Origin of the sequence: Cohnella silvisoli (assembly GCF_021190915.1) — a bacterium.
In the GTDB taxonomy this organism is placed as follows: Bacteria; Bacillota; Bacilli; order Paenibacillales; family Paenibacillaceae; genus Cohnella; species Cohnella silvisoli.
The window spans coordinates 131,262-156,450 of sequence record NZ_JAIOAP010000019.1; the positions used below are offsets into that span (position 1 = coordinate 131,262).

Here is a 25,189-nt window from a genome sequence, read left to right on the forward strand (position 1 = left end):
CTGCCCATCAGCTTCACTTATGGGACAGCCTCTTTATTCTTTAACCAGTTTCTGCTTGCGGCTCCCACTGCGTTTCATCCGACCGGGTAACGGTTATCCGGGAAATCCGCATATGGTCCGTTTCTTCGATCGTAAAGCGAAATCCTTCATCCGATAACACGAATTGACTTTTCTTCGGCGGATTCTCGATCTGAGAGTAAATCCAGCCGCCGATCGTATCGTAATCATCCGTTGAGATAGCAAGACCGAAAAAGCTGTTAACCTCTTCGATAAGCATCATACCGTTAATTGAATAGGTGTTCTCATCCTGCTTCTCGACATCCGGACGTTCCTCGTCGAATTCGTCTTGAATTTCTCCGACGATTTCTTCCATGATATCCTCAAGCGTAACCAATCCTGATGTTCCGCCGTATTCGTCGATCAGGATCGCGATTTGCGACTTCCTCTTCTGCATGAGCTTAAGCAGCGTGCTGATCGGCATACTCTCCGGCACCGTTGTCATCGGACGCATGACTTCACGAATATCCAGGATAGAATTGTCGGATACTTTCAACAAGTCCTTGATATGAACAAATCCTATGATATTGTCTTTATCCTTCTCGCAAACGGGGTACCTGGTATGCATTTCGCGAAGCGCGATCGCCTTATTCTCCTCGAACGACAGATTGCCGTATAGAACGCTCATCTCCGTTCGCGGGATCATAATTTCCCTTGCATTCGTTTCCGCAAATTCGAAAATATTGTCCATAAGCGTCAACTCGGTCTTATCGATGAGCCCGCTCTTATGGCTTTCCTTCACCAATATCCGGATTTCTTCTTCGGTGTGCGCCGATGAAGATACTTCCGACGTATCGATGCCGAAAGGCTTAAGCAATAAACCCGCTGTACCGTTCAACAGCCAGATGAAAGGACTCATGATTTTACGGAAGAAAATAAGCGGTCTTGCCGTTAGCAGCGTAACTGTCTCGGCTTTGCGAATCGCGACCGATTTGGGCGCCAATTCTCCCAGGACGATATGAAGCACCGTAATGAAAGAAAAACCGATAACGAACGATAACGGATGAATCCAACTATCGCTGAAGTTCAATGAAGCGAACGCAGGCTCGAGCATTCTGGCGATTGCCGGTTCCCCGATCCAACCAAGACCAAGAGAAGCCAGCGTAATTCCGAGCTGACAGGCAGACAAATAGGCATCGAGATGGTCCATCAGATGGGAAGCGACTTTCGCTCGCTTGTGCCCTTCCTGTACCAATGCATCGATTCTTGAGCCGCGTACTTTGACCATAGCGAATTCCGCGGCCACGAAGAAGCCGTTCAGAAATACAAGAATAAAAATGAGAATCAGGTCCACGCTTAACGGAAAGGGGTCAGGGTCCAAATAATCCCTATCCTCATCAATCTGAGAGGATAGGTACACCTCCTTTATTTTATAAAAATATATCATATACAAAGAAATCTTATTTCGCACAAACGCTTTTCTATAGCTTAGACGGTTTGGGGCAGTCCGTCAAACGACGTATGACCCCGTAATTCGCCGTAGTACCCATCTCTATTCGCTTGAGCCTGCCACCTATGCCGATTTTTCGATCAAAAAGGCTGGAAATAACCGATTCCAACGATTTAAGTGCTCCGAACGGTACGATTATTTCTTTTTGGCCCTGCGTTTGAGTTGGTTTTGTCTGATTTTATCTTCCATTCCCTGCTCCGTTGCTTCATAGAACGATTCGCCTTCCAGCTTGTCCGGTAAATAATTCTGCTCCACGTAATGCCCCGGATAATCGTGAGGGTAACGGTAACCGACATGGCCAAGCTTCTTGGCGCCGCTGTAATGTCCATCCCTTAAGTGCATCGGTACTTCGGCGGATTTGCTCGTCTCGAACGACTGCATGATTTTACCGATGGTAACGGCAATCGCATTGGATTTAGGACTTTCCACTGCGAACAGGATCGCTTGCGAAACAATGTATTTGGACTCCGGCCAGCCGATCCGGTGATACGCCTCCATCGCACTTACGGCCTGGACCATGGCCTGCGGGTTGGCGAGGCCGATATCTTCGCTGCAAGCGACCGTTAATCGGCGGAGAAATACCATCGGATCCATCCCAAGCTTCTCTACCGCATATAAAAACCAATAGAGCGCAGCGTCGCTCGAACCTCTAATGCTCTTGTGAAATGCCGACAGCACGTCATACTGCGTCGATTCATCCGCGATCACCGTCGGCTGGCGGATGGACTCCTCCGCGACCTCCATGGTGATACGGACGGTGCCGTCCAGTTCCGATGGCGTCGTAACCGCTGCGAGCTCAAGTGCCGTCAGCGCACGGCGAATATCACCGTTGGCCATAGAAGCGATATGCTCCAAAGCCGACTCTTCGGCGGATAGCTTCATAAAACCGAGTCCTTTGGAGGAATCGGCCAGCGCCCGGCGCATGGCGATCATGGAATGCTCCTTCGTAAGCGGCTCTAGCCGGAAAAGCGTCGAGCGGGACAATAAGGCCCCGTTTACGGAGTGGAACGGATTTTCCGTCGTTGCCCCGATGAATATAATAATCCCGCGCTCAACGGCGGGAAGTAGAGCATCTTGGCGAGCGCTGTTAAACCGGTGTACTTCGTCCAGAAAAAGGATCGTTTTGCGGCCGTACAGGCTTTTATTGTTTTCCGCCTGCTCAATGACCTCGCGCACGTCTTTGACCGACGCGTCAACCGCATTTAATCGAACGAAATCTCCTTTGGTTTGCTTGGAGATGATATGGGCTAAAGTCGTTTTGCCGCATCCCGGCGGTCCGAACAACAAAATGGAAGAAACAACGTCCCCTTCAATTGCCCGCCGCAGCAGCTTTCCCTGACCGATGAGATGCTCCTGGCCGATATATTGTTCCAGCGTCTCGGGCCGCATCCGATCTGCGAGCAGCCGTGCCTGCGGCTCCGATTCCGCGCGGAAGCTGAATAAATCCATGTCTTTCCCCGCCCTTCTTCTCCTCCTATCATAGCAGAAAGACTGGCAAACAGGAAGATTATAAGAACTGGCGTTCGGTTTGTGAACATTATAGATTTTGCAGTTCGGCGCTTACAATCGCTCTTCGTTCCCGAATATATTGGCGGATTACGCTAGGTTCGACCAGAAATTCGCCATAGGAAAATCTGCGAGTTGTATCCTCCCTTAGCTCAGGGGCAACTTGGCTAATCATTCTTTCCACTAGGGGCATTAATCTGTTTTCCGTAAAAGGACCGTTCAATGCATTCCGCAAAATGGTTTCGTATTGATTGCGGAAGGATGAGAATTGTAGCATCCTGCGCGTTAAAAAATTATAACCGGAAACGGAAACCAAGTTACTGTCCACAAGCTTACCATAGCAATTACGGCCCCACGTGCCTTCGTAGTCCCAAGGAATCATCCGAAGCTTGCCAGTTTGCCTGCTTCGATAAATCGCGTAATTTTGCTCAAACCCGTCATAGTTTCCGGTTAAAACTGCCCCAGCCAGCCAACTCAGATAATTATTAACGTCCAATCGCGACATGATAAAGGCTTCAGCCTGTGCTCCCTTGCGAACGTTTAACCCATAAATAAACGACTTCAATTTAGTTTTCTCGGATGAAAGGCCAAACCGGTATTCGTACCCCGCTAGAAGCGATGACTTCAGACGGCTCGTATCCGGTGCGTTAAGGCCGAAATCCGCCCGATTGTTCACTGCATAGAACAAAGAGGATGCTCCGATCTTTCTTCTGCGGAAAAACAACCTTTCCACGCCTTCTATTTCGAGGTAAGTCCCCAGCGATTGCCCATTGATCATAAGTTGTACATGTTTTGTTCTTGGCGCGGGCACGCCGATCATCGGAAAGAAAGCAAACGAAAGCGCGTTTCGAATGATCGAAGGATCGTCAAACTCGGCGTTATAATGAAAGGCTTGGTTTTTACGAACGACCTCATAGGAACGTTTGGGGTAACCTCGGGTATGTCCGCCCCGATAGCGAACCAACACAGAGACGGTTCGGCCATTGGTAGTCATCTTGGCCGGAACATAAAGATCATTCCAAAGGTTTTTCTCCAACTTCCGGCTAGCCGATTCGCTAATCCGTAATGCTCTGATCGACAGAGGCATTAGATTACCGCCTTTCCTCATGAAGCGTCGATTCATCAGAATCAGCGTATGACTCCCCGCTATCGGGGAAACGGCATTCGTCTAGGGGACTCAGACAAAAAAGAAGCTTTCCTCCAAGCAGCTTAACTGCTTCTGGAAAAGCCTCGTCTCACTCTTATTTCCTTGAGCAATTTCTGCCTCTCTTGCTTCTGCAGTTGCACCTTCTTTTACAACAGCGTCCTCTTTTCCCTCAGCTATGTCTACTTCTGTGTCCACTGCTATGCCCGCTGCTATGCCCGCTGCTATGCCCGCTGCTATGCCCGCTGCTATGCCCGCTGCTATGCCCGCTGCTCTGTTCGCTGTTATGACCAATTCTGTGTTCGCTGCTGTGTCCGCTTCTATGTTCGCTGCTGTGTTCGTTGTTATGTCCACTTCTGTGTCCATTGTTATGTTCGCTGCTATGTCCGCTACTGTTATGTCTACCGCTGCTACTATGACCCCCGGTTTGCCCTACCCAGTTATCCCAGTTACCCCAGTTACCCCAGGTACCCCAGAAACCCCAGGTACGACTGTCATCTTGCGGTCTTGAATGATGCTGATCTTGATTTTGTTGTTCTGGAATTCGCGCTGCCCCGTTATTTCCACCACCTTTTACTGGCCTCCGACATTTGCATTTGCGGTGATAGCGTTTAGGGCGGCAATGTGAGCTACCATGCAATTCCATATTCAATTGAGTTGCACCTCCTAATTAATGATCATTCAGTCTATGAAGATATGCCGGTTACCGATAGAGACAAGCGCAGTATAGAAGCTAAAACGGGCTTCTTTCTTCTATGTATTCATGAATTTTCACGGTCTACGTGGACAACCAACCGTATCTCTTTATCGAGAGTACACATAAATATAGATTACAAACTCACTTCCCCCACAAGTGCAAAGGAGGTGCTTCCGCTGAACCCATGGAAACTTATTTGAACCAATCGGTGTCTCTGACCGTTTCTGGCACCCGGCTTCCCGTGAAAGGCAGGCTCATTGATCTTGGCACGGATATTCTTGTCCTGCACAACGGCATCCAATTTCTATACGTTCCGCTCGTCCATATCCAACAATTGACCCGTTGCCCCCCACAAGAATCCAATTTCGGTGAACCGCCCGAACCGCCGCTCGATCCTGCAATGGACCTGTCGTACCGAAAAGTGCTGCTTAATGCCAAAGGAATGTTCTCAGAGCTGTATATTGCCGGCAGTCAGACAGTCCACGGTTACGTCACAAGCATCATGAATGATTTTTTCGTCTTCTATTCGCCTATGTTCAGGTCGCTATACGTTTCGATGCGTCATCTTAAAATACTTGTACCCTACGACCCGCACACAACGCCCTACGCGCTGGATCAAGAAAAATTTCCCGTTCATCCGACGACGGCATCATTGGCCCGAACGTTCGATCAGCAATTGAAAAAGTTCGAGAACGAATTCGTTATTCTGGATTTAGGAGAGCATCCCGAGAAAATCGGTTTGCTCAAATCCGTCCACAACAATCTCATTGAAATGGTGACCGTGGACGGCGCCAGTACTTTTGTCCATCTCGATCACGTGAAAACCATTCACCGCCCGTAATAACCCATAAGTACCTTCCTCCCCTTATTAAAAAAGGCTATCCTAAGTCTACGCAACTTTGGGATAGCCTTTTTCTTATGATTTATCCGATGGGCGTTTATGCCCGCATTCAAGTTTTTCGATCGTCTTGTATACACGTGCAGACCTTGTTTCGGCTCTTTTAGCTTCAAGAATCCATCCGATGTACTCTTTTCTGTGAGACGGCGCCAGTTTGCCGAAGGAAGCGGACGCTGTCGGATTCGCATCCAGCGCTTTCTGCAAATCGTCCGGCGTTTCTAACGGCGCAGCGGGCTCGATACCTGCAGCGCGGCGCTCGGCGGGGGTTACGCGAGGTTTACCTGCAGCACCTAAGGGACGGTACCGCATGGCCGACCATGTGTCGTCCACGGAGACGAGAGCAACGCCCTCCCAGCCTGCCGCTTGAACGACCGACCAGCCCCGATCCCTGTTCAGGTCCGTCTTGATCTTAGACGTTCCTTTAGGATAACTAAGCCATAGCCATCCATCGGGTTTTACGGCTTGAAGTGCCAAGGGGGCCCATTTCTCCACGTCAGCAACTCCCGTGGCGAACATTTGCACGTAGTCGTATGAGCCGTATTCGCTTTCCGCCGCCCGTGTATCCTCTTCGGTTCTGCCAATCAGCTCAAGAAATCCTTCCGGAGCATTAATGACAGCCACTTTACCCGCTTGCGGCACCTTCAGCTTCTTGACTAATGCATCATCCATAAGGTTTATCCACCTTAACTAGAAGTTCTTTGAACACAACGCTGACCATAATCAAGCCGGCGACCGGAGGAACGAAAGCATTGCTGGACGGCGGCTGCTGCGCTTTGCGGATATCCGGCGCGGTATCCGGAACGATACGCTCCGTGACGTCTTCTCTCGGCTTAATCGGCAGTTCTGTGGAGAAAACGACTTGAACGCCTCTTTTGATCCCTTCGTTCCGCAGCTTCTTGCGGATGACGCGGGCGATCGGATCAACGGTCGTCTTGGAAATATCCGCAACCTGGAAACGGGTCGGATCCGTTTTGTTCGCTGCCCCCATGCTCGAGATAATCGGAATTTGGCGCTCCAAACATTGCTTAATGAGATGGATCTTATAGGATATCGTATCCGAAGCATCGACTACGTAATCGAGTGGATACTTGAACAGCTCTTCATACGTTTCCTCCGTATAGAACATCCTGAGCGAGATAACGTCGCACTCCGGATTGATCAATTTGATGCGGTCTCTCATCAAATCCGCTTTAGGCTGACCGACCGTTGTCGTGAGCGCGTGAATTTGACGGTTAATATTCGTAATGTCGACAATGTCCTTGTCGATCAGGACGATTCGGCCGATGCCCGATCGCGCTAAAGCCTCGGCGGCGATCCCGCCGACTCCGCCAATGCCGAGCACGGCGACGGTGCTACCCTTGAGCAGCTCCAGTCCCTCCGGCCCGATGGCCAATTCCGTTCTGGAGAATTGATGCAACATCGGTACGCTCGCTCCTTTGTTTAGCCTTGGCTTTGAACGGCAGGCTCAGTTGTTTCCGCTTTGCCTTCGGCAGCCGCGGCGCTTTTCGTTTGCGCGGCAATAGCTTTGGCCGATAGACGGATATGCAAGTCGTCCAATTGACGTTCTACGACAACTGAAGGCGCATCGCAGAGCAAATCCGTAGCGCTTGCGGTTTTCGGGAACGCGATCGTCTCGCGCAAGTTCGTGCGGCCGGCAAGCAGCATGATCAAGCGATCCAAACCGAATGCGATGCCGCCATGCGGAGGCGTCCCATACTCGAACGCATCGAGGAAAAATCCGAATTTCTCTTGGGCTTCCTCGGCTGAGAAGCCGAGTGCCTGGAACATCTTCTCCTGTACATCGCGACGGTAGATCCGCATAGAACCGCCGCCGACTTCGTATCCGTTAAGGACGATATCATAAGCTTGTGCCCGAATCGCACCCGGATCGGTATCGAACAACGGAAGATCGTCATCGCTTGGACGAGTGAACGGATGGTGCTCCGCAACGAAACGTTTGCCCTCCTCATCCCAACCGAGCAGAGGAAAATCAACGACCCACAGAAATTTATATGCTTTGTTGTCGATAAGACCGAGCTCCTTGCCCACTTTAACGCGCAGATTGCCCATAACATCAGCGGCAGTCTTCAGCTTGTCAGCGGAGAACGTAAGCAAGTCGCCTTCTTCAACGTTCAGGCGTTCGGTCAATGCCGCGATTTCTTCCGGCTTGAAAAATTTCACGATCGGGCCGCGCCATTCTCCGTCTTTCACGGTGATCCAGGCAATGCCCTTACCGCCGTAACGAGCCGCGAACAGTTGGAGATCGTCTAGCTCTTTCCGGCTCCAGCTTGCGCAGCCTTTGGCATTCAACGCTTTCACGACGCCGCCGGAAGCAGCAACGGAAGCGAATACCTTCACTTCGCTTTCCTTCACGATATCCGTGACATCTTCGATCTCAAGTCCGAAACGCAAATCCGGCTTATCGGAACCATATTTGTGAATGGCGTCATGGTAAGTCAAACGTTGGAACGGCGTCGGGATTTCGACCCCGACCATCTCGCGGAACAATCTGGCCATCAGGTCTTCCATCATGCTGAGCAATTGGTCCTGGGACAGGAACGATGTCTCGATGTCGATTTGCGTGAATTCAGGCTGGCGATCCGCGCGAAGATCTTCGTCGCGGAAGCAACGCGCCACTTGGTAATAACGCTCCAAGCCGCCAATCATGAGCAGTTGCTTGAACAGCTGAGGAGATTGCGGCAAGGCGAAGAACTCGCCCGGATGAACCCGGCTCGGTACCAAATAATCGCGTGCGCCTTCCGGCGTGCTCTTAGTCAATATTGGAGTTTCTACATCGATGAATCCGTTGTCGTCCAGGAAATCGCGGAACACTTTAGTCGCTTTGGAACGAAGCAGAAGCGTTTTCTGCATTTCCGGACGGCGCAAATCCAGGTAACGATACTTCAGGCGAAGAGATTCATCCACTTCCACGCCGTCTTCGATCGGGAACGGAGGAGTTTTCGCGGCATTGATGATTTCCACTTCCTGCACCTGCACTTCAATTTCGCCGGTAGCAAGGTTCGGATTAAACGTCGCTGCATCGCGTTCGACGATTTTACCTTTAACCGCAAGCACGTATTCATTCCGCGCACGGCTGCCGAGCTCAAGCGCTTGGCCGGAAAATTCCGGGTTAAAGACGATTTGCACGATACCCGTACGGTCTCGAAGGTCAATAAAGAGAATACCTCCGAAGTCGCGCCAGCCTTGCACCCAACCGTTCAGGACGACCGTTTGGCCGACATTTTCTTTGGACAATTTACCGCAATCGATGTTTTTGAGCATCATGAGTTGTTGTTCCCCTTTTCCTCTATGGAAATGAATGTGTGTATCGCTTCTGCCAGATTTTCCAGCTTTACCGCCTGCTGTTCGCCGGATGTCATCCCTCTTAAAGAAATTTCCCCGCGATCCAGCTCATCGTCGCCGAGTACGGCCGCGAATCGGGCGCGGTTACGCTCGGCCGCTTTGAATTGGGCTTTCGTCTTGCGTCCCAGATAGTCGCGTTCTGCCGACAGGCCGGCATTGCGAAGCTGCTGAAGCAGCGCAGGTATTGCCTTCTCCGCCCGTTCTCCTAACGCGACGATATAGACATCCGCCCCGTTATCCAGATTAGGCTTCAGGCCTTGGCTTTCAAGCAGCAGGAGCGTTCTTTCCAGACCAAGTCCAAGACCTACTCCCGGTTGATCGTCTCCGCCGACTTCCGCAACGAGCCCATTATAGCGCCCGCCGCCGCCAATCGTATCGATGGCTCCGATACCTTGGGCTTTATATTCAAATGCGGTATGCGTATAATAATCCAACCCGCGAACTAACCGGGAGTTGAGGTTATACGGTATATCCATTTCGTCCAAACATTCCTTGACCCGCGCGAAGTGAACGGTACACTCTTCGTCCAAACTGTCTATTATCGACGGCGCGTTCGTAAACTTGTCTTGATCGACTTTGCAATCAAGCACCCTTAGCGGATTGCGTTCGATGCGCGACTGACAATCCTTGCACAGCGAATCCTTCATCGGGAGCAAGAAAGCAAGCAGCTTTTCCCGGAAAACGGCCCTAACGGCAGGCGTACCGACGGAGTTCAAATCCACGGTTACTCCGGTCAGGCCAAGTTCTCGATAGAAGGAGTATCCTAAAGCGATAACCTCCGCATCCAAAGCCGGATCCGACGATCCGATCGCTTCGATGCCGAATTGGTGAAATTGCCGATATCTCCCCGCTTGAGCTCTCTCGTACCGGAACATAGGACCGATGTAATACAGTTTGGTGAGGTCTGGCTCGCCGAACAGTTTGTTCTCGACGTATGCCCGTACGACGCCGGCGGTACCTTCCGGCCGAAGCGTCATACTGCGTTTGCCGCGATCCTCGAACGTATACATTTCCTTCTCTACGATATCCGTCGTTTCACCGACCCCGCGTTTGAACAATTCCGTCGCTTCGAATATCGGGGTTCTGATTTCATTGAAGCGGTAACGGCGGCACAAGTCTCTCGCCGTCTTCTCTACGAATTGCCATAATTCCGAATTGCCTGGCAATATATCCTGCGTTCCGGGCGGTTTCTGAAAACCCATTCCATTCACTCCTTCTTCAGACAATAAAAAGCTCCCGTCCCATAACGATCCGAAGATCGTCAGGGACGAGAGCGTTATCTACATGCTCCCGCGGTGCCACCCGTCATTCAAACCGGTGTCGTTCATTCCATTCATCGGAATATCTCGACAACAGCTTGCGCTTCATCCGGTTAACGCCCGGCTACGCCTTAATGCTAGCAGACTCCCAGCTTATCGAATTCAGCTGGCGTCGTTCACATCAGGTTCTCAAGGATGTCGTTCGTCCAATCATCACCGGAAAGCTTGCAGCCTGAAGGCTTTCCTCTCTGGGGGTGTGGGGTTGGAGTACTGTTTCCCGTCTTAGAATCTAAGGCAAATTTCAATTGTTTCTAATTGTAATATGTTGCCCCAGGCATGTCAAGAAAATAACCTGCCGACGTATCGGCAGGTTCATCTAAAAATATATTGAAAAAGGGGGTCGTCTATAGATTAGTCCATTTACTTTAAGAAGCGATGATAAAGAGATTACAGTTTCATTACAAAAAAGTAAGCGTTACCGAGAGGGAGATATGCCGCATATTCGGCTCCTTAAACGACAAAGCGACCGTTCAATCGAACAATCGGCCGCCTTTAAAGATATAGATTCGACTAGCCCCGCCCGACTGGCGGGTGACGTCTCCCGTGAGCGGCTCCAGCAGAGGAATTCGTCCCAAGTTCATCGGCAAACTCATTCCGAATTCGACTCGCTATAGCCATCGCTTCCCGGCGTTCCGGCATTAAGCCTTCCCGCATCATCCATTCCATGTTCGCTTCCTTGCGAGATTGTCTCATGTCGACATCCTTTCTTGATTGCAAAGGGTTCGACATGTATTGTTCCCGCATCGCGGCAATTTCAACCGTTCCGGCTATCCAATATTAGCGTGACAGGTCCGTCGTTCACGAGAAAGACATCCATCATCGCCCCGAATCGTCCGGTTTCCACTAGCAATCCGCGTTCTCGCAAACGCTCGTTGAACCGATCGTAAAGCGATTCCGCAAGCTCCGGCTTTGCCGCTGCCATGAAATTCGGCCTTTTCCCTTTGCGGCAATCTCCATAAAGCGTAAACTGAGATACCGATAAGATAGCTCCGTTAACATCTTCTACCGACAGGTTCATTTTCCCCGCTTCGTCTTCGAAGATTCGCAAGCCAGTCAGCTTGTCCGCCATCCAAACCCAATCCGACTCTTCGTCCTCTTGTCCAATGCCGACCAGCAGCATTAAACCTTTGCCGATTTCACCCATAACTTCCCCATCGACCGTAACTCGGGCTTCGGACACCCGCTGCAATACGACTTTCATTTCTTACCCTCCGTACTTGCTCCGTTCTATCATTGCATCATCCGTTGCACGGAAAAAATATCTTTAACGCGCTTGATTTTATCAACAACCGATTGTAAATGATCCTTATTGCGAATAAGGATGGTCATGTGCATGATCGCCATCTTGTTCTTATCGGAACGTCCGGATACGGCGGAGATGTTCGTCTTGCTCTCCGAGACGGCTTGCAGCACTTCATTTAACAGGCCGCGCCGGTCATGTCCCAGAATCTCGATCTCGACGCTGTAATTGGACTCGACCGCTGATTCCCAATCTACTTCAATAACGCGAGCGGCTTCTTCTCCGTCTTCCGCCGTCGGAATATTAGGACAATCCGTCCGATGGACTGAAACACCGCGTCCGCGCGTAATATACCCGATGATATCGTCACCGGGTACCGGATTGCAGCAACGGGCGAATCGAACGAGCAGATTATCGACGCCTTTAACGCTTACGCCGGCTGCCTTATTCCTGCGCTCTGCGGATGCGGTTGTTGATGGAGCCTTCATTTCCTTCACTTCTGCGGTCAGCTGAATTTGCTGCGCTTCTTCGGCTTCCTTGCGCAGTTTCTCCGTCAGCTTCGTACAGATTTGAGCAGCCGTTATTCCGCCGAAACCGATGGCCGACATCATGTCTTCCATGTCATTGAACGTGAATTTTTTCGCCGCTTCCTGGAGCTTATCTTCCGTCATCCATTCATGAGGCTCTAAGCCAAGCCGCTTCAGCTCGCGCTCCAGCAGCTCCTTGCCTTTATCTACGCTCTCTTCTCGCTGCTCCTTCTTGAACCATTGGCGAATTTTGCTTCTAGCGTGCGAAGACTGCGCAATTTTCAACCAATCTTGACTCGGCCCATAGGAGTGCTTAGAAGTAAGAATCTCGACGATATCGCCGGTTTTGAGCTTATGGTCAAGCGGAACTATGCGACCGTTAACCTTCGCGCCAATCGTTCGATTGCCGACTTCGGTATGAACGCGGAACGCGAAATCAAGCGGGACGGATCCCGCAGGCAGCTCGAACACTTCGCCTTTCGGCGTAAACACGAATACGAGATCGGTGAAAAAGTCCATTTTCAGCGATTCCATGAACTCTGCCGCATCCCGGGTTTCCTGCTGCAGCTCGATGATTTCGCGGAACCAATTCATCTTGTCCCCGAAGCTGCCCGGCGCTACTCCGGCGTTGTTGCCATCCTTGTAAGCCCAATGCGCGGCGATTCCGATTTCGCTCGTCCTGTGCATATCCCAAGTTCGGATTTGCACTTCGGTCGGTTCCCCCGTCGAGCCTACGATAGTCGTATGCAAGGACTGGTACATGTTCGCTTTAGGCATGGCGATATAGTCCTTAAACCGTCCCGGCATAGGCTTCCATAACGTATGAATGATGCCAAGCGTCGCATAACAATCCTTGACGTTATCCACGAGAATGCGGATGGCCAACAGATCGTAAATTTCGTTAAATTGCTTGTTGCGGCTCGACATTTTTTTATAAACGCTGTAAATATGTTTCGGCCTTCCGGAAATATCTCCTTGAATGCCCATTTCCTCGAGCTTCTCCCGAATTCGATCGATCAACTCGGTAATGTGCTGCTCCCGTTCCGTCCGTTTCATCTTCATCAGGTGGGCGATCCGGTAGTATTGCTGCGGATTGAGAAAACGAAGCGCGATATCCTCCATTTCCCACTTTATCGCGCTAATTCCGAGCCTGTGAGCGATCGGGCAGAAAATTTCTAGCGTCTCATGCGCGATGCGGCGCTGGCTTTCCTCCGATTGGAACTTAAGCGTGCGCATATTGTGCAGGCGGTCGGCCAATTTAATGAGAATAACTCGGATATCGTTAGCCATGGCTACGAACATTTTGCGATAATTTTCGTTCTGCTGCTCTTCTTTGGATTGGAATTGAATTCGTTCCAGCTTCGTCAAACCATCGACAAGGCCGGCTAACGTTTCGCCGAAGCGGCTGCGCAAATCGTCGACCGTTACGTTCGTGTCTTCGACAACATCATGAAGCAAAGCTGCCATAACCGTAACGACATCCATCTGCATACCCATGCAAATTTCGGCAACGGCCACGGGGTGTAAAATATAAGGTTCACCGGATTTACGAACCTGACCGCGATGAGCTTCCTCGGCAAATTCATAAGCTTCCCGGATTTTTTGCAAATCTTGCTCTTTCATATACGTAGTTGCTTTCTCGAGAAGTAGCTCCATGCCCATGCCGAATTCCTTTCCGCCGGCGCCATACACCGGGAGTTTCCCCTGAAGTTATTGCTACCATTATGCCTCTTAGCGGCGGGAAACGTCAACCTTGGTACGATAGGAGTAACACCCCGGGCAAAAAAACAGGACCTCCCGACAGTCGTTTGACTGCATGAGCGTCCTGTTCATGTATGAGCTTCTATTCAAATCAACTAAGCGACATTGTTCTAGTAAGTGACAAGGGAAACGACGTCGATTCCCGACAATTTCTCGCGGCCCGTCAAATAGCTAAGCTCGATCAAGAACGCGGCGCCCACGATCTCGCCTCCGAGTTGGGTAATCAGATCGATCGAGGTTGCGATCGTTCCGCCTGTCGCAAGCAGATCGTCGGCGATCAGCACCTTTTGCCCGGGCTTGATGGAGTCGCTGTGGATAGCAAGTTTGTCTTTGCCGTATTCGAGGTCATAAGCGGCTTCCACCGTATTTCCCGGCAACTTCCCGCTCTTGCGAATCGGAACGAAGCCAATTCCAAGCGCAAGCGCCAGCGGAGCACCGATGACGAAGCCGCGAGCTTCAGGCCCCGCGATGAGATCGATCTCTTTGTCTTTAACAAGCTCTTTCAAAGCGTCGATAGCTGCGCGATATGCAGCCCCGTCTTTAAGCAGCGTCGTAATATCCTTAAACCGAATGCCCGGCTGCGGAAAATCGGGAATAACCCGGATATAGTCTTTGAAATCCATGGATATCATGCTCCTTTTCTGTATCACGAACAGCATTATACACTTTTTCCCCGTCTCTTGGCTACCAAATCGGACGATTTTACACCGACGTAGAATGGCATGCCGAAAACCAAAGGTGGAGCTCTTCTGTCGTCATGTGCGCCAATCTCAATCCATCGAACTGTTCACGGGCTTTACGATATCGCGTAGAATCGTCTAATTCCCTGCGCGGCGGCTCGGCAACGATCTTGCGCGATGCTCCGTCCGCGGCTATAAAACCAAGTTCTATGAATACTTCGTGCACCATCCGTAAGGTGGACAAAGGCCATCCGGTTAGGGAAGCCGTTTCCTGGACGAACCCTTCCGGACTATCGAGCCAAGCTCCCCGCTTGCGGCACATTCCATAAATTTCGGCAAAATGTTTGCGCTCCGGGAAAGCCGGAACAATGTCGCCAGCCTGGCGTGCATCCCCGACTTCATGGAATAAAGTGACGACCTCTCCTCCTCTTTCGGGAGCAAGCCATTGTTTCAGCGTCCTAACTTCCTGGTCGTTTGCGGGGAAACCTAGCATAATCAAATGGCGCCAATCGCTTAGCGGATTTGCACGGAGCTCCGATGATGCGGCTGTTTGCGTGACGGTACGAATATCGATCCAACTATCCGTGTATAAGCTTATCGGGATTTCGGCATGTCCGAATCTAGAAGTCGCTTCCCTTAATAGAGCCGTCGAAGCACAGCCTATGACCAAACCGGAGGGCTGATTCATAACGAGACTCTCCACGGCAGGCCACCAATTGCGTTCTTTGCGCCTATCATTCAATTGAAGGTGCTGAGATCGAAAATCCTGGAACATAAGCTGGGCTTTCCGGTTTCCGTTCCATTCATTGACCGATAGTTCGCCGAGCAAATCGACGCGAATTCCCGGTGCCAAACGATCCCTGTACTCGCCCATGCCGAATCCAACAGCTTCGATCGTCTGACCGGCTTGCTCTATCGTAATGCGCAAATGTTTGCTTTCTTTGCCCATCGTCCGGCTCTCGCGAATTAAAACATCTTGAATAACGATACGCGGAGTCGGATTTCCGTTGCCGAAAGGTTCCAATCGGGCCAATTGTTCAATGGCTTTGAGCGTAATGTCCTGAAGGGAAATGCTGAGATCGACCCGACGCTTCGGCTGCCAATGTTCCGCGCTCAGCCATTGATCCGCCAATATGTGGAGACGTTCGCTCAGCTCCCCTAATTTGTCCTGGCTAATTGTCATACCCGCGGCCGCTTGATGGCCGCCGTAATGCTCCATCAAATCCGTGCATTCCGTTAGAGCGGCATACAGATCAAAACCGTCAATCGATCGCGCCGATCCTTTGCATAACCCCGTTTCCGAATCGGTTGCCAGAATGATGACAGGCTGATAGTATCGCTCCACCAGCTTGGATGCGACGAGCCCGGCAATCCCCGCATTCCAGCCCGCTTTCGCGAGTACGATCACATTCATCGGTCTATCGCCCGCAGCCGAGCAGCAGCTCTGCCACATGGAATCCGCTTCGATAACCGTCTGCTCAACCAACTCTTGGCGCTCAACGTTCAATCCGTCCAATTCGTTCGCCAGCAGCTCAGCTTCTTCTTCCGCGACCGCCGCGAGCAGCTTTACCGCTCTATCTGCATGGTCTAACCGTCCGCCCGCATTTAGTCTTGGGGCCAAAGAAAAGCCAATGCGTCCGCTGGTCAGATCCTCGGGTTTGACTCCGGACACTTTAGCGAGCGCGCGGATTCCGACAATGGGCGATCGTCGCATTTGCTCCAAGCCAAGGCGCGCGATAACTCGATTCTCCCCCGTTAGAGGCATGAGGTCCGCGATTGTGCCGATAGCCGCCAAGTCGGCATATTCAAGAACGGGTCGGCCTAACATGGCATGCGCGAGTTTGAAAACGACACCCGCTCCGCAGAGTCCCTTAAAGGGATACGGACAATCCTTTTGTTTGGGATTTACGAGAGCCGCTGCTTCCGGCAACACCTCCGGAGGCTCGTGATGATCGGTTACAACGACATCGATTCCTTGTTGCGCAGCATATGCGATTTGATCCACCGCGCTTATTCCGTTATCTACCGTAATAAGCAGGTTAACCCCCGCTTCCGCGGCCTTATCGATCGCTCCAAGGTTGAGTCCATATCCCTCGCGGCTCCTATGCGGGATGTATGTATCGAAATTCGCGCCCAGCTCAGTAAGCAAACGAATCATCAATGCGGTAGAGCTTACGCCATCCGCATCATAGTCGCCGTAAACGCGAATTCGTTCTCCGCTTGTTATAGCATAAGAAATGCGGCCTACGGCTTCCTTCATCCCCTTCATCTCGAACGGGTCCAGCAGTTGCCACGCGTCCGCTTCCAAAAATGCCGACGTTTGCTCCAGAGAAGACCAGCCCCGGGCTGACAATACGCCTGCCGCAAGACGGCTTACGTTCAAACCTTTCATAAGCGCCGCGACTTGCTCTTCGTCGAGCGAAGGCAGATCCCATCTGTATTTAGACTTGATCATATGATGCTCCCTTCCCCATCCGGACGTATTACACAAACAAATCCGCCGGCAAAATAGCGGCGGATTGAATTTAACGATCAGCTAGCATAAGAAATATTCATTATTGCAAAAGCGAGGAAAGCTCCTCTTCGTGATGATTGGACTTATAAGGAAAACCAGGATCGTAAGGCTGAACCTGCACGTTCGCGTCCATAATATGCAGAAACCGTTTGGTCAACTGACGACGGACGCGATGGGCGATGTCTTGCCCTTCGAATACGCTTATTCTCGGATTTACCCGGATGACGACGTCGAGTATGATGTAATGCCCGTGCTCTCTGGCCTTCACCTCGTCCACGGCGACGACTCCTTCTACCCTTTGTACGGCTTCCAAGAGCGTCTGAGCATCCGTTTCATCCAACGCGCCGCGGTCGGATGTACGCAATACATCAGCCGTCATCCGGTATCCCATACGTACGACAAACACAGAAATAACCAATCCTGCGGCTGGATCCAGCACGTATAAGTAAGGCATATCGTAGAGGTCTCCCACGACGGCGCCCGAAGTTCCGACCAACGCGGTCAAGGAAGCAAATATATCCGAACGATTATCTACGGTTCGATCTCCGCGAATTCCGCATTTGCTATCCCGGCTTCGTTTGTATCGGACGAGCCCTTCTCTAACGCCGATTCCCGCAGCGATAACGATAACGGCTCCCACTCCCGGCGCTTCATCCACTCCGTTAGCGACGGAGCGAACCGAGGAAATGCCGATTTCGATGCCGCCAACGAGCAGCATAGCCGATAAAACGATTACGACGGCGGATTCCGGCTTCTGGCGGGGCGATCCCGTTGAATTCGGATCGACTCGCGCTTTGCGAATGCCTAGATATGAGGTTACTGAACCTGCGCAATCGGCCGCCGATTGGCAAGCATCCGCGAGCAAAGCTTTACTGCCCGTCAGCCAACCGACCGTGCCTTTTACAATAGACAAGCCGAGCAGCCCCCACAGGGAAACCAGAGCACCGCGTTCCGCTGAGACCGAACGTTGTTCCATTGCCATCAGAACCACTCCTTTCCTGATGTTTAAGGCGTGCTTTGCGGTTTGACAGCTACTTTCTTAAGCGGTTGCTTCTTCTTCAGATACAACCAAAGTTGGCTTGCGATGAAGATGGAAGAATAAGCGCCGCTTGCTAAGCCGAAAATCATAGCTAGCGAGAACAATTTAATCGACGAGCTGCCGAAGATGAACAAACAAAGGGCTGCAACCAATACGGTAATAACCGTATTAATGGAACGGGCCAGCGTCTGCCAAATGCTGTCGTTAACCAATCTGTCCAAATCCGCGCCCGATTTGATTTTGGCGAACCGCAGATTTTCCCGGATCCGGTCGAAAATAACGATCGTATCGTTGATGGAATAACCGACAATGGTTAAGACGGCCAAGATGAAGGGCAAGTTCACTTCCAATTGGAAGATGGAGAACAAGCAGATAACGAACAAGGCATCGTACAATAGCGACGCGATCGCCGAAATCGCGAACCTCCACTCGAATCGAATGCTCACGTAGATAACGATACCTAAGCATGCTACGGCTAGACCGATCAATGCGTTCGTCTGCTGCTCGCGGGCGATGTCAACGTCTACGATATTTACTTCGTAGGAGGCGTCTTTATCGATCTGCGCGCTGAAATCCGTTTTGAATTTCTTTTCTTGCTGCTCATTGAGCGCTTCTTTGAACCGAATGGAGTCCCGGTTCTGCGCAGAGGTGAGCGTGTACTCTCCTAGCTTCTGTTCATCTAGGAAGGCTCTAACTTTAGTATCGTCCAACGGTTTAGACGTAGAAATATCGATCGACGTCCCCGAACTGAAGTCGATTCCGTAGTTTAAACCTTTAATTCCGAGCATGACCAAACCGATCAGCAATACGACGGCGGAGATGGTCAGAAAGCGACGGCTTGTTTTAACAAAGTCGAAATTTCGTTTAGAGCGCACCGATTTCACTCTCCTTTACGCCATATTGCGTTGATTTATCGAAATAACCGCTTTTGATCAACAGAGTAAGCAGGTAACGCGGGAGGAATACGTTCGTCGCGATATTAACGACGATACTGGCGATCAATACGATCGCGAAGCTTTTAACCATTCCATGACCCATGAAATAAAGCACCGATCCGGCAATAATCGTTGTAATGTGTGCATCGATAATTGTCCGGAAGCTGTTCTTGGCTCCCGCCCGCAGCGAGGAGGAAATCGTTTTGCCGCTGCGAAGCTCGTCTTTGATCCGCTCTGCCGTAATGATGTTCGAATCGACGGCAATTCCGATACCCAGCACGAACGCTGCGATGCCCGGAAGCGTTAAAGTTGCTCCCATTAAATAGAAGACGCCGAGCAACAACCAGACGAACACGATCAGGCAGATGCTGGCAACGACTCCAGGTAAGCGATAGAAATAGAGCATAAACAATAGAATAAGCACGGAGGCGAGTACGCCCGCGAACAACGTATCATGCAACGATTGCTTACCGAGCGTAGCGCCGACGCTTTGCGTATATTTCTCGGTAATTTTAAGCGGCAATGCGCCTAGGTTGATAACGTCTGCTAAATCCTGGGCTTTCTGTCTCGTTTCCTGACCGCTGATTACCGCCGTGCCGTCGGTTAAAGGCTGCTCAACGACAGGATCCGATTTCATATCTTCATCTAGGAAAATGGCCAGACGTTTCCCTACAAGATCGGTGGAAACTTTAGCTAACTTAGATTTATCGTTTACTTCGATCCGCACTAAAGGCTGGTTCAAATTGTTGTATTCTACTTTGGCAGCCCCTTCTTTGAAATCCCTGCCAAGTAATTCGACTTTGCAATAAGTAGTACTGTCCTTACAGCCTGTAGCGCTGCGGAATTGAAGCTCTGCGGGTCTTTTCATTACATCGCGGATTTTCTGAATCGCATCGTCGCGCTCTTTGTCCGTCGTTCCGGTAGCAACGGCGATTTTTAACCGAATCCGGTTTTTGCCTTCCGTCGTAACTTCCGGTTCCGCAACATTCGATTTGTTCGCCCGTTTTTCAAGACTAAGGGCCGTTTGTTTCAGCGCTTCTTTCGTAACCGCTTCGCCTTCCGTTAGCGGATGCGCCTCATACAGGATTTCAATGCCGCCTTTCAGGTCGAGCCCAAGCTTCGTTCCGTTCAGTAGTCCGGGGGTCAAAAATGCCATGATCCCGAAACTAACGAGAACAACGAGCACGAAAGCCACTAGTCGTTTCATCTCTATTGCGGTCCCCTTTCGATTCTCAATGTTCCTATTATACCTACGTCGTTAAAAGGAAGTCAAAAAGAAAGCCTTCCCGCTAGGAGAAGACTTCAACTACATACCCTTATCATTTGCGAATTTCGCCCCTGTACATGCTTAAAGTAATGAAATTCATGAACTGCGTCACCTTAAGGGATAAAATGTCGTTAACCATTTCATATAGAGGAGGGGTGCCTTTTTTGTGATATTTATCGCTTACGCACTCCCATACGTCGGCCCCCGTCACCTGTTCATATCCAATTAAATGAAATTCCTCGGCTTTGCTAAGACACAACTGCTCAATCGTCTCGTTCATCTCGAACTCGGTCAATTCGGTCAATTCGGTCATTTCGGTCTCGGCAGCTTTAACCTCGTCGTTCGGCAATTTCTCATCATGCTCTTCCACCTGTAAAAATCCCTCCTGGCCTGGCGAATGTGCGTTAAACCGAATGTTGCTCTTTATGTATTTCTCCACTTAACCCTAAATTCCTGCCAATGGCATGAACATGGACAACCATCGCATACATATGAGCAACAAGCAAAACGGCTTCGCCGTCCTTGGAACCAATCGTTGGACTAACCCATCTGAGGGAAGAGGGATTTATTTGGCGGCGCGTAAACAAACTTTCATCCAGGGTGCCATGATTCTTCTGGCGGCTGGCCTCTTAAACCGGATTCTGGGGTTTGTTCCCCGAATTGCCTTACCGCGAATGATCGGCGCAGAAGGCGTTGGACTCATTCAACTCGTGTATCCTTTCACTATCGTAATGCTGACTTTGATCGCGGGAGGCATCCCTTTGGCCGTCGCGAAGCTGGTCGCGGAAGCGGACTCCAAAGGAGATCGGCGCGCGGTCAGCCAAATTTTACGCATAGCCGTTAGGCTTGCTTTTACGGTGAGTTTAATCGCGGCTGCCGTATGCCTCGGACTTTCAGAATGGATATCTACCCGCATCATGACGGATTCTCGGGTGCACACCGCATTCTTAACGATGATTCCGGTGCTGCCGCTCGTTGCCGTCTCTTCCGTGTGGCGCGGCTATTTCCAAGGCAAACAAAACATGATCCCGACGGCATTGTCCCAGACGTCGGAAACGTTGTTTCGAATCGTGTTAACGCTGTTGTTTGCCTGGATGTTTCTCCCGTATGGATTAGAACTCGCGGCCGCGGGCGCCGTTCTCGGAATGGTGGCCGGAGAATGCGCGGGATTGCTCGTACTATGGATTCAGTTCATACGCGACAGGCGCGTTCCCCATCTTCCCCCTTCTAACACCTCAGTAAATGAGACTAAGAAATGGATGCATGCACGCGAAACGGGTTATTTGAAAAAAATACTGGACACCGCTATCCCGGTAACCGGCAGCAAGATGATCGGATCGTTGTCCTATTTGCTCGAATCGATATTAACCGTGAGAAGTTTGACAGCGGCGGGAGTCGCCGCAGCGGGCGCAACCGCGCAATATGGCGCATTGCAGGGAATGGTCATACCGCTGCTGCTGCTTCCGGGCGCGTTAACCTACTCACTTGCCGTATCCCTTGTCCCTTCTCTGTCCGAAGCCGCTTCGCGGGGGGATTGGACAACGATCCACATTCGGTTGCATCAATCGATGAGGCTCGCTATTGTGACCGGAGCCCCCTTCGTTGTTCTGATGGGATTGCTTGCCGGTCCAATCTGTACTCTGTTATACGGAGATGATTCGATGGCCAATATGCTGCGTTGGATGGCGCCGCTTGCCATTTTCCTCTACATGCAAGCGCCATTGCAAGCCGCTCTTCAAGCTCTGAACCGCCCAGGAACGGCTCTCTTCAATACGTTCGCCGGAGCAGCGATCAAATTAATACTAATCGTTCAATTGGCGACCCAGCCCCAATATGGAATACTTGGAGCCGTTATCGCGATCGGCGTAAATATGGTTCTTGTCACCTTGCTGCATTGGGTCAGCGTAGCCCGCCTGACCGGATTTCGGATGCAGCCGCTCGATTTCCTTAAGGTTTCGGCGGCCATGATCGTCATGAGCGCGACCGCGCTATGGATTTGGAATTTTAATCTTCTCGCGCAAAGCAGCTTAAATTTAGCGGTCGCGAGTTTGATCGCCATTCTCGTTTACTTGTTCCTGCTCATTTTGTTTAAGCTGATCGATCGGCACGATGTTGCCCGCGTCCCGATAGTCAGGCGCTTTTTTCATCCAAAAGCCCGACCTTAAGCAAACGATTATTTTTTGTCTACGTAGAGCTTTCCTTTGTGATCGATGCTGCAGAAAAAAACATGCTTGAAATTTTCCACCTCGTAATTTTGCAGTTCGCTCTTGAGCCAAAAGCGGGTTTTGCCTAGCTTCTCCAAATTATCATCTTGCACTTGCCCATCCAAGATGAGGGCCATTGGAAGCAGCTCGTATCGAATCTTTGAACTAATATCGGACTTATCGAATAGCTGCTCATCGGAGTTGTTGCTTTTACCGGTTCCTTCCCCATTATTTTTTACGTTTTCTTTCATAATGACGGATAACTTACCTGTAGATTCTAATACTGCCAGCTCCACTTTTTCGATTTCCGTCACCTGATTGTCTCGAAGCTGAAGCATTAAATCATCCAGATTATATCTTTGCTTGCGCATTTCCTCACGATTCAAATGACCATCGCGGATAAGGACACTAGGCTTACCATCGAACAGCATTCGCACTTTCCGGCTCTTCAAAGAGAAGAACGAAATGCCGATCTGGACGATGACTAGAAGCAATATCGGCGCTACCGCAAGAAACAATGACTTTTCCGTCGTTTCGATGACAATTACGGCGATTTCCGCAATCATAATGGAAATGACCAAGTCAAAAACCGATAGCTTGCCGATTTCGCGCTTGCCCATCAATCGCATGATCAGGAAAATGAAGAAATACATGAATGTTGTCCTAAGGAGGACCACTGTCAGTTCCATGATATCCCCTCCATATCGGTTTGCCGAGTAATTGCTGATTGTTAAGGGCGCTTCCGTCAATAGTGTCACCGCGTACCCAAATGCTCATTCCGGTCAATCGCACGGAAAATATGGTAAATCGCTTTAATGTCCAAATGGACCCGTTTCAAACTAGCCTGTACTAGGTTCCGGCGCATCGCCATAAACTGATACAAATGAGTTATTCCAAAGGAGCGTGATGTTTCATGAGTTCTTTGTCTCGGGTGTTCGGATTACGTAATGCATCACCTGTTGCTTCCGGTTTGTATTGGTCGGGTATATGGCTTGCTATCGGAGCGATCGTACTGTCTATTCTGTTAATGGGCTCCTCGTTGAGCGAAGCCAATATGCTGCCATGGGTTTTCGGGGTACACGGATGCGCTTCGCTTGCTGGAGGGTTTGTATCGGCGAAACGGTCAGGAAGGCGCGGATGGTATTTCGGAATGGCAAACGGCTTATTATATACGCTCCTTTTGCTAATTATCAGCTTTCTTGCAACCGATGCCAGCTGGACAATGACGGTGCCGGTTTTATTAGCGGTGACATGCTTAACAGGCGCATTCGGTGGAATGCTAGGTGTTAATGCCGGCTCGACAGCAAGATGAAGAGATTAGCGCATCGATAATGTGCTATAATGAGTCGGTGCTTTAAACATCGAGAGGAATTCGGGGGGCGCGTCATGATTTTGTTTCAAAGCATGTCTTCCGTGACGATCTGTTCGATCGTTACAGTCGCGATCCTGATTACGTTAGGCACGGGGCGTCAACCTCTCGCTGCCGCTTATTCTTTTATCAAATCGTTAGTCGTATCCCGCAAGTATTTGCTATTCTTCATTGCCGTATTGGCCATAATGGTGATTAACAAATATGAACTCAAAATGGAACAATGGCTGAACATTTCCTATGATTTAACGCCTGCTCTGAGCGGTTGGGAAGGGACTTGGCCCGCATGGCTGCAGACGACCTTCCATTCCAATATATTGACAGCTGTTTGCGCTTTTTTCTATCTTGTCGTTTTTCAGTCGGTCATGATCGCATCCTTGGCGATTTATACCCATAAGCGGGACATGAAGCTGTATTATGCTTTTTGCATCGCGTTGCTGATCAATTATTTCCTGGCCGTTCCTTTTTACTTATTCGTCCCCGTTAACGAAGTTTGGTTCGTCCATTCACAGGTTAAATTTCTAATGTTAGATGCGTTCCCGACATTCGAAAAGGATTATCGCTCGCTTTCAGGCATAAACAACTGTTTCCCCAGCCTGCACACCTCCATATCCGTTACGATGGCTTTGCTTGCAAGCCGCTCCGGAATTCGTCGCTGGTCGATATTCGCATGGAGCAATGCCGTCATCATCATTTTCTCGATCTTTTATTTGGGTATCCACTGGTTTACCGACATGGTCGCCGGCGTTGCGCTTGCGCTATTCGCCGTAACCGTCGGACTCAAGGTTGGCGAATGGGCAGAACGGTCCTCCAAGATTGGCCAACTCTCAAGAACCAAACTAAAAGCTTCGCGACCCGTCGGTTCTTGATAACGTGCAAAAAAGCCTCGCTGCTCTGGATCTATGTCCGGGCGGCGAGGCTTTTTCATTTTATTACTCTTCGCTCTTCGGTTCGTTGGAACGAGCCGATACGTTGTTAATGGAAGAACGGTCGAACGTTAACTTCGTAACATCGTTGACTTTAAGCACTACTGTGTCATCGGAAATTTCCGCGATCGTCCCATGCAAACCGCCAACCGTTACTACTTTATCGCCTTTGCTCAAAGCGCTAAGCATGGAGGTCCGTTGACGTTGTTTCTTTTGCTGCGGACGAATCAGCAGGAAATAAAAAATAGCAAACATCAGTATAAAAGGCGCTACTGACCACATCTGTATTCCC

At 50.5% G+C, this 25,189-nt stretch carries 24 protein-coding genes; 4 read left to right on the plus strand and 20 right to left on the minus strand.

What is annotated here, in order from left to right; genetic code table 11:
* Positions 1-40: 40 nt before the first annotated feature.
* From K7P76_RS28110 to K7P76_RS28130, 5 genes are all read right to left on the minus strand, one after another.
* The gene (locus K7P76_RS28110; RefSeq protein ID WP_232189394.1) at positions 41-1,378 is read right to left on the minus strand and encodes a hemolysin family protein; all 1,338 of its coding nucleotides are present in this window, start codon (positions 1,376-1,378) and stop codon (positions 41-43) included.
* Positions 1,379-1,642: 264 nt separating this feature from the next.
* Positions 1,643-2,956 carry a replication-associated recombination protein A gene (locus tag K7P76_RS28115; protein ID WP_232189395.1) on the minus strand — a complete coding sequence of 438 codons (1,314 nt, stop codon included), beginning with the start codon at positions 2,954-2,956 and terminating at the stop codon, positions 1,643-1,645.
* A gap of 88 nt (positions 2,957-3,044) precedes the next feature.
* Positions 3,045-4,100 carry a CotH kinase family protein gene (locus K7P76_RS28120; protein ID WP_232189396.1) on the minus strand — a complete coding sequence of 352 codons (1,056 nt, stop codon included), beginning with the start codon at positions 4,098-4,100 and terminating at the stop codon, positions 3,045-3,047.
* A 90-nt stretch (positions 4,101-4,190) separates the two neighbouring features.
* Complete coding sequence (locus K7P76_RS28125) at positions 4,191-4,523, minus strand: hypothetical protein (protein ID WP_232189397.1); 333 nt, start codon at positions 4,521-4,523, stop codon at positions 4,191-4,193.
* Between the two features lie 66 nt (positions 4,524-4,589).
* The gene (locus tag K7P76_RS28130; RefSeq protein WP_232189398.1) at positions 4,590-4,727 is read right to left on the minus strand and encodes a hypothetical protein; all 138 of its coding nucleotides are present in this window, start codon (positions 4,725-4,727) and stop codon (positions 4,590-4,592) included.
* A 311-nt stretch (positions 4,728-5,038) separates the two neighbouring features.
* Here K7P76_RS28130 and K7P76_RS28135 point away from each other — a divergent pair, with 311 nt between their 5' ends.
* Complete coding sequence (locus K7P76_RS28135; RefSeq protein ID WP_232189399.1) at positions 5,039-5,695, plus strand: YwrJ family protein; 657 nt, start codon at positions 5,039-5,041, stop codon at positions 5,693-5,695.
* 75 nt (positions 5,696-5,770) lie between these two features.
* Here K7P76_RS28135 and K7P76_RS28140 read toward each other — a convergent pair whose 3' ends face one another.
* The 13 genes from K7P76_RS28140 to K7P76_RS28200 all read right to left on the minus strand — a co-directional run bounded on the left by K7P76_RS28140 (position 5,771) and on the right by K7P76_RS28200 (position 20,768).
* Positions 5,771-6,421 (minus strand): YdeI/OmpD-associated family protein, encoded by a 651-nt coding sequence (locus K7P76_RS28140; protein ID WP_232189400.1) that lies wholly within the window; start codon positions 6,419-6,421, stop codon positions 5,771-5,773.
* Positions 6,414-7,172 (minus strand): tRNA threonylcarbamoyladenosine dehydratase, encoded by a 759-nt coding sequence (locus K7P76_RS28145; RefSeq protein WP_232189401.1) that lies wholly within the window; start codon positions 7,170-7,172, stop codon positions 6,414-6,416. Before K7P76_RS28145 ends, K7P76_RS28140 begins: the two co-directional genes overlap by 8 nt.
* 20 nt (positions 7,173-7,192) lie before the next feature.
* Positions 7,193-9,037: an aspartate--tRNA ligase gene (gene aspS / locus K7P76_RS28150; RefSeq protein ID WP_232189402.1), complete on the minus strand. Its 1,845-nt coding sequence runs from the start codon at positions 9,035-9,037 to the stop codon at positions 7,193-7,195.
* A complete protein-coding gene (gene hisS / locus K7P76_RS28155) occupies positions 9,034-10,317 on the minus strand; it encodes a histidine--tRNA ligase (protein WP_232189403.1) in 1,284 nt (427 codons plus the stop codon). The genes aspS and hisS overlap by 4 nt, the downstream gene beginning before the upstream one ends.
* A gap of 627 nt (positions 10,318-10,944) precedes the next feature.
* On the minus strand, positions 10,945-11,127 hold the full coding sequence (locus K7P76_RS28160) for a hypothetical protein (RefSeq protein ID WP_232189404.1): 183 nt from the start codon (positions 11,125-11,127) through the stop codon (positions 10,945-10,947).
* Positions 11,128-11,188: 61 nt separating this feature from the next.
* A complete protein-coding gene (gene dtd / locus K7P76_RS28165; protein WP_232189405.1) occupies positions 11,189-11,635 on the minus strand; it encodes a D-aminoacyl-tRNA deacylase in 447 nt (148 codons plus the stop codon).
* 29 nt (positions 11,636-11,664) lie between these two features.
* The gene (locus K7P76_RS28170; protein WP_232189430.1) at positions 11,665-13,863 is read right to left on the minus strand and encodes a RelA/SpoT family protein; all 2,199 of its coding nucleotides are present in this window, start codon (positions 13,861-13,863) and stop codon (positions 11,665-11,667) included.
* A gap of 209 nt (positions 13,864-14,072) precedes the next feature.
* Positions 14,073-14,585, minus strand: coding sequence for an adenine phosphoribosyltransferase (locus K7P76_RS28175; RefSeq protein ID WP_232189406.1), 513 nt, complete (start codon positions 14,583-14,585; stop codon positions 14,073-14,075).
* Positions 14,586-14,664: 79 nt separating this feature from the next.
* Positions 14,665-17,097, minus strand: a complete 2,433-nt coding sequence (recJ, locus tag K7P76_RS28180; protein WP_232189407.1) for a single-stranded-DNA-specific exonuclease RecJ — start codon at positions 17,095-17,097, stop codon at positions 14,665-14,667.
* A gap of 100 nt (positions 17,098-17,197) precedes the next feature.
* The gene (locus tag K7P76_RS28185) at positions 17,198-18,139 is read right to left on the minus strand and encodes a cation diffusion facilitator family transporter (RefSeq protein WP_232189408.1); all 942 of its coding nucleotides are present in this window, start codon (positions 18,137-18,139) and stop codon (positions 17,198-17,200) included.
* A gap of 23 nt (positions 18,140-18,162) precedes the next feature.
* Positions 18,163-19,071: a protein translocase subunit SecF gene (gene secF / locus K7P76_RS28190; protein ID WP_232189409.1), complete on the minus strand. Its 909-nt coding sequence runs from the start codon at positions 19,069-19,071 to the stop codon at positions 18,163-18,165.
* Positions 19,061-20,338, minus strand: coding sequence for a protein translocase subunit SecD (gene secD, locus K7P76_RS28195; protein ID WP_232189410.1), 1,278 nt, complete (start codon positions 20,336-20,338; stop codon positions 19,061-19,063). Before secD ends, secF begins: the two co-directional genes overlap by 11 nt.
* 112 nt (positions 20,339-20,450) lie before the next feature.
* Positions 20,451-20,768 carry a post-transcriptional regulator gene (locus K7P76_RS28200; RefSeq protein WP_309244802.1) on the minus strand — a complete coding sequence of 106 codons (318 nt, stop codon included), beginning with the start codon at positions 20,766-20,768 and terminating at the stop codon, positions 20,451-20,453.
* Positions 20,769-21,003: 235 nt separating this feature from the next.
* Between K7P76_RS28200 and spoVB the strand changes: the two genes are divergently transcribed.
* Entirely contained in the window at positions 21,004-22,563 is a 1,560-nt protein-coding gene (gene spoVB, locus K7P76_RS28205) for a stage V sporulation protein B (protein ID WP_232189432.1), read from the plus strand.
* Between the two features lie 8 nt (positions 22,564-22,571).
* Here spoVB and K7P76_RS28210 read toward each other — a convergent pair whose 3' ends face one another.
* On the minus strand, positions 22,572-23,291 hold the full coding sequence (locus K7P76_RS28210) for a YetF domain-containing protein (RefSeq protein WP_232189411.1): 720 nt from the start codon (positions 23,289-23,291) through the stop codon (positions 22,572-22,574).
* Positions 23,292-23,515: 224 nt separating this feature from the next.
* On the opposite strand from K7P76_RS28210, the gene K7P76_RS28215 reads away from it, so the two are divergent.
* Together K7P76_RS28215 and K7P76_RS28220 are read left to right on the plus strand one after the other, a co-directional pair.
* Positions 23,516-23,914 (plus strand): TIGR04086 family membrane protein, encoded by a 399-nt coding sequence (locus tag K7P76_RS28215; RefSeq protein ID WP_232189412.1) that lies wholly within the window; start codon positions 23,516-23,518, stop codon positions 23,912-23,914.
* 74 nt (positions 23,915-23,988) lie between these two features.
* On the plus strand, positions 23,989-24,840 hold the full coding sequence (locus K7P76_RS28220) for a phosphatase PAP2 family protein (protein ID WP_232189413.1): 852 nt from the start codon (positions 23,989-23,991) through the stop codon (positions 24,838-24,840).
* 63 nt (positions 24,841-24,903) lie between these two features.
* On the opposite strand, the gene yajC is transcribed toward K7P76_RS28220, so the two are convergent.
* Positions 24,904-25,179, minus strand: a complete 276-nt coding sequence (gene yajC / locus K7P76_RS28225; RefSeq protein WP_232189414.1) for a preprotein translocase subunit YajC — start codon at positions 25,177-25,179, stop codon at positions 24,904-24,906.
* Positions 25,180-25,189: the final 10 nt, after the last annotated feature.